Source organism: Kitasatospora sp. NPDC101108 (genome assembly GCF_055584725.1).
This window is the reverse complement of sequence record NZ_JBVJLM010000033.1, coordinates 58,756-69,077: the sequence shown is the minus strand read 5'-3', so window position 1 is coordinate 69,077 and position 10,322 is coordinate 58,756. Positions and strand designations below refer to the sequence as shown.

The 10,322-nt window shown below is 72.6% G+C and carries 11 protein-coding genes; 6 read left to right on the top strand and 5 right to left on the bottom strand.

What is annotated here, in order from left to right:
• Positions 1-127 precede the first annotated feature (127 nt).
• Positions 128-400: a DUF3263 domain-containing protein gene (locus ACZ6Z8_RS36810; RefSeq protein WP_465614362.1), complete on the bottom strand. Its 273-nt coding sequence runs from the start codon at positions 398-400 to the stop codon at positions 128-130.
• Between the two features lie 67 nt (positions 401-467).
• Here ACZ6Z8_RS36810 and ACZ6Z8_RS36805 point away from each other — a divergent pair, with 67 nt between their 5' ends.
• A complete protein-coding gene (locus ACZ6Z8_RS36805; RefSeq protein ID WP_465614357.1) occupies positions 468-812 on the top strand; it encodes a cupin domain-containing protein in 345 nt (114 codons plus the stop codon).
• 101 nt (positions 813-913) lie between these two features.
• Here the strand turns inward: ACZ6Z8_RS36805 and ACZ6Z8_RS36800 are convergent, their stop codons facing one another.
• Positions 914-2,167: an extracellular solute-binding protein gene (locus ACZ6Z8_RS36800; protein ID WP_465614356.1), complete on the bottom strand. Its 1,254-nt coding sequence runs from the start codon at positions 2,165-2,167 to the stop codon at positions 914-916.
• A 330-nt stretch (positions 2,168-2,497) separates the two neighbouring features.
• On the opposite strand from ACZ6Z8_RS36800, the gene ACZ6Z8_RS36795 reads away from it, so the two are divergent.
• Complete coding sequence (locus ACZ6Z8_RS36795; RefSeq protein ID WP_465614355.1) at positions 2,498-3,445, top strand: ROK family protein; 948 nt, start codon at positions 2,498-2,500, stop codon at positions 3,443-3,445.
• Positions 3,412-4,626: an N-acetylglucosamine-6-phosphate deacetylase gene (gene nagA, locus ACZ6Z8_RS36790; RefSeq protein WP_465614354.1), complete on the top strand. Its 1,215-nt coding sequence runs from the start codon at positions 3,412-3,414 to the stop codon at positions 4,624-4,626. Before ACZ6Z8_RS36795 ends, nagA begins: the two co-directional genes overlap by 34 nt.
• 64 nt (positions 4,627-4,690) lie before the next feature.
• On the opposite strand, the gene ACZ6Z8_RS36785 is transcribed toward nagA, so the two are convergent.
• Both ACZ6Z8_RS36785 and ACZ6Z8_RS36780 read right to left on the bottom strand, forming a co-directional pair.
• Entirely contained in the window at positions 4,691-5,677 is a 987-nt protein-coding gene (locus tag ACZ6Z8_RS36785; protein WP_465614353.1) for a carbohydrate-binding protein, read from the bottom strand.
• Between the two features lie 188 nt (positions 5,678-5,865).
• Complete coding sequence (locus ACZ6Z8_RS36780; protein WP_465614352.1) at positions 5,866-7,659, bottom strand: GGDEF domain-containing protein; 1,794 nt, start codon at positions 7,657-7,659, stop codon at positions 5,866-5,868.
• Positions 7,660-8,025: 366 nt separating this feature from the next.
• Here ACZ6Z8_RS36780 and ACZ6Z8_RS36775 point away from each other — a divergent pair, with 366 nt between their 5' ends.
• On the top strand, positions 8,026-8,553 hold the full coding sequence (locus ACZ6Z8_RS36775; RefSeq protein WP_465614351.1) for a flavin reductase family protein: 528 nt from the start codon (positions 8,026-8,028) through the stop codon (positions 8,551-8,553).
• 25 nt (positions 8,554-8,578) lie between these two features.
• Here the strand turns inward: ACZ6Z8_RS36775 and arfB are convergent, their stop codons facing one another.
• Positions 8,579-9,010 (bottom strand): alternative ribosome rescue aminoacyl-tRNA hydrolase ArfB, encoded by a 432-nt coding sequence (gene arfB, locus ACZ6Z8_RS36770; protein WP_465614350.1) that lies wholly within the window; start codon positions 9,008-9,010, stop codon positions 8,579-8,581.
• A gap of 68 nt (positions 9,011-9,078) precedes the next feature.
• Between arfB and ACZ6Z8_RS36765 the strand changes: the two genes are divergently transcribed.
• The gene (locus ACZ6Z8_RS36765; protein WP_465614349.1) at positions 9,079-9,576 is read left to right on the top strand and encodes a hypothetical protein; all 498 of its coding nucleotides are present in this window, start codon (positions 9,079-9,081) and stop codon (positions 9,574-9,576) included.
• A gap of 146 nt (positions 9,577-9,722) precedes the next feature.
• Positions 9,723-10,298 (top strand): TerD family protein, encoded by a 576-nt coding sequence (locus ACZ6Z8_RS36760; RefSeq protein WP_196948068.1) that lies wholly within the window; start codon positions 9,723-9,725, stop codon positions 10,296-10,298.
• The last annotated feature ends 24 nt before the right edge of the window (positions 10,299-10,322 follow it).

Here is a 10,322-nt window from a genome sequence, read left to right as displayed (position 1 = left end):
ACCCCCCCCCCACGTGACCCGCCACCCACAAACACCCCCCCCCCCCCCCCCCCCCCCCCCCGCACCCGCCCCCGGCGTCACCCACCCTCCCGAGAGCCCACCCCCCAACAGCAACCCCCCACCCCCGTCAACGAGCCGCCCGCCGCCCCTCCCGAACCCGCCTCAACCGATTCACCAGTACCGGAGCAAAAGCCAAAGCCTCCTCCCGGTCCAACAACCCGTTCAGCACCTGGTAGTACCGAGTGGAGGAGAGCCCCAACTCCTCCCGGATCGCCCGCTCCTTGGCCCCCGCCGTCCGCCACTGCCGCCCCTCCAGCGCCAGCACCGCCCGTTCCCGCTCACTCAGCTCACCCACCGAAAAACACCTCCGCGCATCCCCCACGGACCTACGGAGTGTCATTCTCCCGCCGAACCCCGACACACTCTGCGCCCCGCACCCCGGCCCCCGCCGCACTACGGTCGCCCTCATGACGAGCTTCACCCTGAACATCCCCACCGCCGACCTGACCCCCGAGCCCCTCGACCCGTCGCAGATCGTCTCCGGCACCCCCGAGGTCACCGGGAAGGTCCTCTCCGAGTCCCCCGACGGCCGCCAGCTCCGCGGCATCTGGCAGATCACCCCGGGCGTGGTCACCGACGTCGAGGCCGACGAGATGTTCGTGGTGCTCAGCGGCCGGGCCACCATCGAGATCGAAGGCGGCCCGACCCTGACCGTCGGCCCCGGCGACTGCGCCGTCCTGCGCGAGGGCGACCGCACCACCTGGACGGTCCACGAGACCCTCCGCAAGGCCTACGCGATCACCCTCCCCTGACCCCAGCGCCGCCCGGGTCCGCCACTCCCGGACCACCACTCCCGGACCACCGCTCCCGGACCGCCGCTCCCGGGCGCCACTCCCGGACCACCACTCCCGGGCTACTGCTTCCGGACCCGGGCCGCTTCCTTCATCGCCGCGTCCTGCAGCCCCCCGAGCACCTGCTTCGGATCCCCGGTCACCGCCTGCCCGATCCCGGCCTTGATCCGGTTGCTGACCTCACCCCAGACCGGGTCCCCGAACGGGTAGAAGCTCGCATTGCTCAGCCCGACCGCGAACTGCTTGAGGTCCGCGTGCTTGGGGTCCGAGGACATCTGGCTGAAGGCGTCCTGGGTGACCGGCAGCAGGTTGTACTGCTCGTCGAACTTCAGCTGGTAGTCCTTGGTGTACACGAAGGACAGGAACTTCTTGATCTCGTTCTTGTGCCCGTTGGCCTTGAACGCCATCATCCAGTCCGCGACCCCGAGGCTCCCGGTCCGCCCGACGCCGTCCTTCTTCGGGATCGCCGCCGTCCCGAAGTCGATGTTCCCGGCGGACGCCATCCGCAGCAGCGTCGGGTGCCCGTTGAGCATCGCGACCTTCCCGGACGCGAAGTCCTGGAACACCGGCGTGCGGTTCATCTTGCCGGGGTCCGGGTACGTCAGCCCGGTGCTCACCAGGTTGTTCTTCAGCCAGCCGAACGTCGCCTGGTTCTGGTCGCTGTCGATGGTGTAGTTGCCGACGTCGTCGGACAGGCTCCCGCCGCCGCTCAGCGTCCACAGCATGGACTCGGCCGGCGCCTCCTCGGGCCCGAGCGGCAGCCCGTACGGGGTCACCCCGGGCACCTTGGCCTTGATCTTCTCGGCCGCCGCGCGGAGCTCGTTCCAGGTGGTCGGCGGCTGGGTGATCCCCGCCTGCCGGAAGATCGCCTTGTTGTAGAAGAGGACCCGCGAGGAGGACACGAACGGGATCCCGAACTGGGTGCCCAGCACCTGCCCGGCGTGCGAGAAGTTGTCCATGAACTTGGCCTGGGTGTCCATGGAGAGCACGTCGGCGGCCGGGTACAGCCGGTCCGCCGCGACCTGGTCCGCGAACCCGCCGGTCTGCAGCAGGTCCGGCGTCTTCCCGGCCGCGATCATGTCGTCGACCTTCTTGCCGATGTCGGTCCAGCTGTCCACCTCGACCTGGACCTTGATGCCGGGGTTGGCCGCCTCGAAGGCCTTGGAGACCTCGTCCCAGTAGTGCTTGGAGCTGGTCTCGGCGTTCTCCCCGTAGTCCGCGGCGACCAGTTTGAGCGTGACCGGCCCGTTGCCCGGCCCGCTGCACGCGCTGACCGCGGTGAGCACGAGTGCTCCGGCCAGCGCCGTTCCGAGCACACGGAGGGAAACGTGGGCGCGCCTGTCCAACGCGGGTACCGCCTTCGGGGGAAATACGGCCGGATGAGGGAATCCGGCAGGAGAAGCGCAAGCCTGCCGAACCGCCCGCCCAGTGGTCCACACCAATCGGACCCACCCGCGGAGTAGTTACCGAAGTGCCCCGTTTCGTTGCACGATGCGCAACACAGGGTGAACGGAAGCCCTCGCCCGACCCCGCGACGCAAAGCCCCGCACACCCGCGCGACCGAGACAAAGCTCACCCGGCATGGACCAGACCAATCCGACAACTGGACTAGACCTCTTCTACCCGACCAAGGGAAACTGTCCTCCGTGAAGCACGTCATCGCACTCGATGTAGGCGGCACCGGCATGAAGGCCGCGCTGCTCGCCCAGGACGGCTCCGTGCTGTTCGAAGCACGCCGGCCGACCGGGCGGGAGCACGGCACCGACGCCGTCGTCGCCACCATCCTCGGCTTCGCCGCCGACCTGGCCGACGAGGGCCGTACCCGCTTCGGCGTCCCCCCCGTGGCGGCCGGCGTGGCCGTCCCCGGCACGATCGACGAGAAGAACGGGATCGCGGTCTTCTCCGCCAACCTCGGCTGGCGCGACCTCCCGATGCGCAAGCTGCTCGGCGAGCGGCTGGCCGCCCCCGGCGGCCCCGCGATGCCGGTGGCGCTCGGCCACGACGTGCGGTCGGGCGGCCTGGCCGAGGGCCGGCTCGGAGCCGGCCGGGGCGTCGACCGCTTCCTGTTCATCGCCCTGGGCACCGGCATCGCCGGCGCCATCGGCATCGACGGCCGGATCGAGGCCGGCGCGCACGGCTACGGCGGCGAGATCGGCCACGTCGTGGTCCGCCCGGGCGGCCCGCGGTGCGGCTGCGGCGCCCGCGGCTGCCTGGAGACGCTGGCCTCGGCCTCCGCCGTCTCCCGCGCCTGGGCCGAGGCCAGCGGCGCCCCCGACGCCGACGCGGCATCCTGCGCCGCCGCGGTGGACGCCGGGGACGACCGTGCCCGGGCGGTCTGGCAGGAGGCGGTCGAGGCGCTGGCGGACGGCATCGTGCTCGCCCAGAGCCTGCTCGACCCGTCCACGGTGATCGTCGGCGGCGGGCTGGCCGAGGCCGGTGACACGCTCTTCACCCCGCTGCGCACGGCGGTCACCGAGCGCCTGACCTTCCAGATGCCCCCGAAGGTCGTACCAGCCATGCTCAAAGACACCGCCGCGTCCCTGGGAGCGGGTCTGCTCGCATGGGACCTGCTCTCGATGGAGGTGACCGCGTGACCACCGCGGACCGTGACCGTACTGCCCTGGCCGGCGCCCGACTGGTCCTGCCCGGCGGGGTCGTCGAGGGCGACCGCCTCACCGTCGAGGGATCCCGGATCGCCGCCATCACGAGCGGCGGGGCGGAGCCGGGCGACCTCGACCTGACCGGCCACACCGTCGTCCCCGGCTTCGTCGACCTGCACGTGCACGGCGGCGGCGGCGCCTCCTACGCCTCCGGCGTCGCCGAGGAGGCCCTGCGCGCCGCCCGCACCCACCTCGAACACGGCACCACCACCACGATGGCCTCCACCGTCACCGGCGAGATCGACGACGTCGCCCGCCAGGCCGCCGTGCTCTCCGAACTCGTCGAGGACGGCATCCTCGCCGGGATCCACTTCGAGGGCCCCTTCATCTCCCACAACCGCTGCGGCGCCCACCGCCCCGACCTGCTGCGCGACCCCGACCCCGCCCTCGTCCGCAAGCTCGTCGACGCCGCCCGCGGCCACGCCAGGATGGTCACCCTCGCCCCCGAACTCCCCGGCGGCCTCGATTCCGTCCGCATGCTCGCCGACCTCGGCGTCATCGCCGCCGTCGGCCACACCGACTCCGACTACCCCACCGCCCTCGAAGCCGTCGACGCCGGCGCCACCGTCGCCACCCACCTCTTCAACGCCATGCCCGGCATCGCCCACCGCGCCCCCGGCCCCATCGTCGCCCTGCTGGAGGACGAGCGCGTCACCGTCGAACTCATCAACGACGGCGTCCACCTCCACCCCTCCGTCCTCGACCTCGCCTACCGCACCGCCGGCCCCGACCGCGTCGCCCTGATCACCGACGCCATGGGAGCCGCCGGCATGGGCGACGGCCTCTACCCCCTCGGCCCCCTCCAGGTCCGGGTCGAGAACGGGGTGGCCCGGCTGGTCGAGGGCGGCTCGATCGCCGGCTCCACGCTCACCCTGGACGTGGCCTTCAAGCGCTCGGTCACCGTCAACGGCCTGACCCTCGACCAGGCCGTCGAGTCGCTCTGCGCCACCCCGGCCCGCCTGCTCGGCCTCGCCGACTCGGTCGGCTCCCTGGCGACCGGCAAGCTCGCCGACCTGGTCGTGGTCGACTCCACCGGCTACGACCTGGTCGCCGTCATGCGCCAGGGCCGCTGGGTCCTCGGCGGCGACAGGTTCCCCACCGTCAAGAGCGCCTGACCGAACGGCGACGGCCGCCCTCCCCCGAAGGGGCGGGCGGCCGTTCAGGTCCGCGGCGGCGGTCTCAGCTGCTCGGCTCGACCGTGACCTGGTCGATCAGGACCGGCCCGGAGGGCACCGTGAAGGTGACCGAGTTCGCCCCCGCCTGGAACTGCGGCAGTATCCAGGTGGTGTACCAGGACGACGCCGGGTCCTTGCCGGGCGCGTAGTTCTTGTACGTCAGCCCGCTCGGCCAGTCCTTGCCGTTGACCGCGGCCGCGCCCTTCACGTCCGCCCCGGCGTTGTTGTAGTGCACGGTGAGCTTGTACGTCCCGGCCGCGGCGACCTGGCCGTTCCAGGTCACCGAACCGCCCTGCTGGAGCGTCAGGTAGCTGCCGTCGGCGGACTTGGCGCCCTTGACGCTGTTGCCCGACGGCGCGTTCTGGCCCTGCAGCTGACCGGCGTCCACGGTCGACGGCCCGTCGGTGGCGGTGGCGCTCGCCGAGGGCGAGGCCGTCCCGCCGGCCGTGCTGCTCGCCGCGGTGGTGGGGGCCGGCGGGGCGGCGGTCGTGGTGCCGCCCTTGGCGCCCTTGTCGCCGTCCCGGTCCCCGGTGGAGAGCGCGATCCCGGCACCGATCGCGATCGCCGCGACCACGGCGACCGCGCCGATCACCGCGCCCTTGCTCCGGCCGCTGCTCGGCCGCTCGTCCCCCGGCTGCGGCCGGGAGTGCTCGGCGTAGCGGGACCGCTGGGCGGGCGCGCCGTACTCGCCGTGCTGCGGCGGAACACCCGGCTGACCGTACGGGCCCTGCGGCGGCATCCCGTGCTGGCCGTAGGGCGGCTGCGCCGCACCGGGCTGGCCGTACGGCTGCTGGGCGCGCGGCGGGCCGTACTGCGCCCGCCCGACCTCCATCGGCCGGCTGTACGGCGTCCGGGGAACTCCCCGCTGCGGCTCGGCCGGCTGTCCGGTGGAGCCGTCGGCCGGGCGGTAGAGGTAGCCGAACGGGTCGTCGTCCTGTGGGGCACCGCCCCCCTGGCTCTCGGGCACTCCGTTGTCGCCGGCGGTCGTCACGGTGGTCTGTTCCCCCATCCGGTGCGCGCCGCCGCGCTGCGGGCGGCGCAGATCATGGACGCTGTCGTACCGCGCACCCTACCTGCCGCACCTGACAGCGGGAAAAGAACCCTTGACAACCCGTGGGTAGCCTGCGCGTCCCCGAGTGGTCGGCACCCGACCGACCCGCGTGCGCCCGGCGGTCGCCGTCAGCCCGCGCGCCGGTGCGAGCGCTCGCCCCGCGCGCCCCGCACCGCGCCGCCCCGGGCCCGCTTCTCGTCGTACATCCGTTCGTCCGCGGTGTGGAGCACCTCCTCGATGCTCATCCCGCAGCCGGCCCAGCCGATCCCGAGGCTCACCCCGACCCGCATCGCCCGGCCGTCGATCCGCATCGGCGGGATGATCGCGTTGCGCAGCCGGTGGGCGAGGTCCTTGGCCTCCTCGCGGCCGATCCCGTCGGCCAGCACCACGAACTCGTCGCCGCCCAGCCGGGCCACCGTGTCGCCGTCCCGGACCGCCCCGCTCAGCCGCCGGGCGACCTCGACCAGCACCGAGTCGCCCGCGTTGTGCCCGAACCGGTCGTTGATCGACTTGAAGCCGTCCAGGTCGCAGAAGAGCACCGCGAGCCCCTTGTCCACCGGCGCCGCCGCGCCGGAGCGGAACGGCGCGGACCAGGCGTCGCCGCCCGGCCCGTACTCGGCCGGGACCACGGCGTGCACGTGCTCCCCGTAGCCCGTGCCGAGCCCCGGCAGCGGAGCGCCCTCGACCGGCCCGTAGCCGTGCGCCGGTCCGGCGTACGGGTCCACGCCCTCCAGGCCCTCGTACGCGGTGTGCGCGCTGTACGAGTCGGCCGGGTAGCCGTAGGGCTGCGGGTAGCCGGCCTCGCCGGACATGGCGGCGGCGGCGCCGACCGGCTGGGGCTCGGCGCAGAGCCGGCGGGCCAGCCGGGCCTTGAGCTCGGCGCCGTTGGGCAGGCCGGTGAGCGCGTCGTGGCTGGCCCGGTGGGCGAGCTGGAGTTCGTGGCGCTTGCGGTCCTCGATGTCCTCGACGTGGGTGAGCAGGAAGCTGGGCCCCTCGGCCGCGTCCGCCACGATCGAGTTGCGCAGGCAGACCCACTGGTAGCCGCCGTCCCGCCGGGACAGCCGCAGTTCGGCCCGGCCGCTCTCGGCGCTGGTGCGTTCCAACAGGGCGCGGTCCTCGGGGTGGACCAGGTCGGCGAAGCTCTGCTGGCGCAGCACCGCGCGCGGGCGGCCGAGCAGCCGACAGAGCGCGTCGTTGACCCTGGTCAGCTGGCCGCGCCCGGCGCCGTGCAGCTCGGTGATGGCCATCCCGCTGGGGGCGTACTCGAAGGCCTGACGGAAGCTCTCCTCGCTGGCGCGCAGGGCCTGCTGCTCCTTCTCCAGCCGGGCCAGCGCGCGCTGCATCTCGGCGCGCAGCCGGGCGTTGCCGATCGCGATGGAGGCCTGCAGCGAGAACATCTCCAGCGCCTCGCGGGTCCACGCCCCGGGCCGCTTGCCGCTGCGCGGGCGGTCCACCGAGAGGACGCCGAGCAGGTCGCCGCCGGCGCTGTACATCGGGGCGAGCAGCCCGTCGGCGGGGTGCCAGTCGTTGGCGTAGACGGGCAGCGGGCCGTCCCCGATCCAGCGCGGGATGTCGCTGGCGACGGCCCAGCCGCGGTCGTACGGCAGGAAGCGCAGGGTGCCCCAGTGGTCGCTGACGCCGAGCAGGCGGTCCCAGGACTCCCGCGATCCGACCTGGCCGAGCAGCACCGAGGGCCCGCCCATCGGGCTCTCCTCCAGCTCCCAGACGGCCGCCACCACGAGATCGCCGTCCGGCCGCACCAGGCTGACCGCGGCGGCGTCGAAGCCGAGTCCGTGCACCGCGCCCTCGACGACGGCCTGCAGCGTGCCCGCCAGGCTGCGGGCAGCGTTGAGGTCCGCCACGACCCGGTGCAAGGTGCGGAGGGTCGCGAGACGGACGTACGGCTCCGACTCGGCTTCCATGCGGGGGCTCCCCGGCTGCTTCGGATAGTTCTTGATTGGTTATCGTCCGATTGCCAGAAGAACTGAATCACAGGGAGCACAACGTTCGGCACGCTCGGTCAGCAATAGGCCACCACTTGTGACTTAAATCACACGAGACTAATGCACCCTTAATCAGTTCATCCGTCCCATAGCGGGACATAAAGCGCTATCAGGACATTTCTCGTGGTCGACCGCACCGGGCGCGCGCTGAAGCCCACTGCGCCCGCCGGTCCTCCCGCTTCACTCCTGGGAGTGAGCGCACCGGGACCGGAACGGACGTGGTGCGGTGGTCCTACGACCACGGCCCGATGCCGTTTCCCGCGAGCGACGACTACCGTGCGGTACGTGTACCCGTCGCCGCAGCCCGAAGCTGCCCCCCACGCCACGCCCGACGAGTTCCGGGCAGCACTCTCCCAGCTCGCCGCCGGTGTGAGCCTGGTGACCGTCCACGACGAGGAGGACGGCGAGGACGTCGGCATGACGGCCACCTCGTTCCTCTCGGTGTCCCTGGACCCGCCCCTGGTGCTGATCTCGGTCCGCGAGGACTCCCGGATGGACGAGGTGCTCTCCCGGAACGACACCTGGGCGGTCTCGGTGCTCGCCGAGGGGCAGAAGACGCTCGGCTCGCGCTTCGCCATGAAGGGCCGGCTCAGCGACCGGCTGCTGTTCGCGGAGACCCCGCACCGCCGCGGCGCGCACACCGGCGCCCCGCTGGTCGACGGCGCGCTGGCCACCGTCGAGTGCCGCACCGAACAGCGGATACCCGCGGGCGACCACATCCTGCTGGTCGGCCGCGTTCTGGAGGCCGCCGTCCCTGCCCCCGGCGGCCGGCCGCTGCTCTACTTCCGCGGCGGCTACCGCACCCTGGGCTGAGGCCGGGCCCGGTCCACGGGCCGGGCTACTCGCCGCGCGGCGACCGGCGCCCCTGCTTCAGCTCGGAGCGGTGCCGCTTGTTGCTCAGCCGCCGCTCGACCATCCCCCGGCTCGGCCGGGTCGCCCGGCGGGCCTTGGGCGGCGGCGCGCACGCCTCGCTCAGCACCGCCGCCAGCCGGGCCGCGGCCGCCTCCCGGTTGCGCCACTGCGAGCGGAACTCCGAGGCCTGGACCACCAGCACCCGGCCGTCCACCAGCCGGTGCGCCAGCCGCTCCAGGGCGCGGGTGCGCCACACCTCGGGCAGCGCCTGCGAGGCGGCCACGTCGTAGCGCAGCTCGACCTTGGAGTCGGAGGTGTTGACGTGCTGGCCGCCGGGGCCGGAGGAACGCGAGAAGCGCCAGACGAGCTCGGCGTCGGGGACGACCACCGACCCCCGTACGCGGATGGGCTCGGACATGGGCCCATCATCCCGCGCACCCCCCGTCCGGTCACCCGGTTATCCGTGGTTCGCCCCGAGCCCCGACAATGGCCTACGTGATCGAGCTCGGCTACTCCCTCTCCAACCGCTTCCCCGACCCCCCGCAGACCGACTACCGCACCGCCCCCGTGCGCGCGCTGCGGTACGACCTGTTCTGCGGCGACGTCTACCTGGACGCCGACGGCGCCGAGCTGTCCACCCGCTGGGGCTGGGTGCCCGTGCTGGACTTCGCCTGGGCGCTGTGCGACATCGTCGAGCAGCTCGACCGCGACCCGGACGGCTCCCGGGCCGCCCGGGTGCAGACCGCCGACCTCGACTTCACCCAGAACACCGAGCTGCTGCGCTTCGCCCGCCGCTTCAACTGGGTCGAGATCACCGCGACCTGGCTGCGGGACGAGCCGCCCGCCGTGGTCCGGCACAGCGAGCTGCGGCGCGAGGCCCGGGACTTCCTCCAGGACACCCTCGCCGACCTGTTCGACATGCACCCCGACCTGGCCGACAACCCGAACATCTGGACGCTGCAGGGCCGTTTCCCCCGGGTCTGACGCCCGGAACCGAGCACCCCGACCCCCACTTTGCCAGTCCTTTGCCCGGGTTTGACGCCTCACGAAGAATTCACGGGATCCACGGAACCAAGCCGACGGAGTATTGCGTTGTCCCGGGAAAAGCGAACGAAGGGACTGCAATCGCCATGCCAGTGAGCCTCTCCAAGGGTGGCAACGTCTCGCTGACCAAGGAGGCCCCCGGCCTGTCCGCGGTCAGCGTCGGTCTGGGCTGGGACGTCCGCACCACCACCGGCGCCGAGTTCGACCTCGACGCCAGCGCGATCGTCCTGAACGCGGACGGCAAGGTGCTGTCCAACGCGCACTTCGTGTTCTTCAACAACACCAGCACCCCGGACAACACCGTCGTGCACACCGGTGACAACCGGACCGGCGAGGGCGTCGGCGACGACGAGTCGATCAACGTCAACCTGGCCGGCCTGCCCGCCGAGGCCGCCAAGATCACCTTCCCGGTCACCATCTACGACGGCGTCGCCCGCGGCCAGAACTTCGGCCAGGTCCGCAACGCCTACATCCGCGTGGTGAACGCGGCCGGCGGCGCCGAGATCGCCCGCTACGACCTCTCCGAGGACGCCGCCACCGAGACCGCGATGATCTTCGGCGAGCTCTACCGCAACAACGGCGAGTGGAAGTTCCGCGCCGTCGGCCAGGGCTACGCCTCCGGCCTGGCCGGCATCGCCCAGGACTTCGGCGTCCAGATCTGACGCAGCAGGGCCCGGAAACGCCGC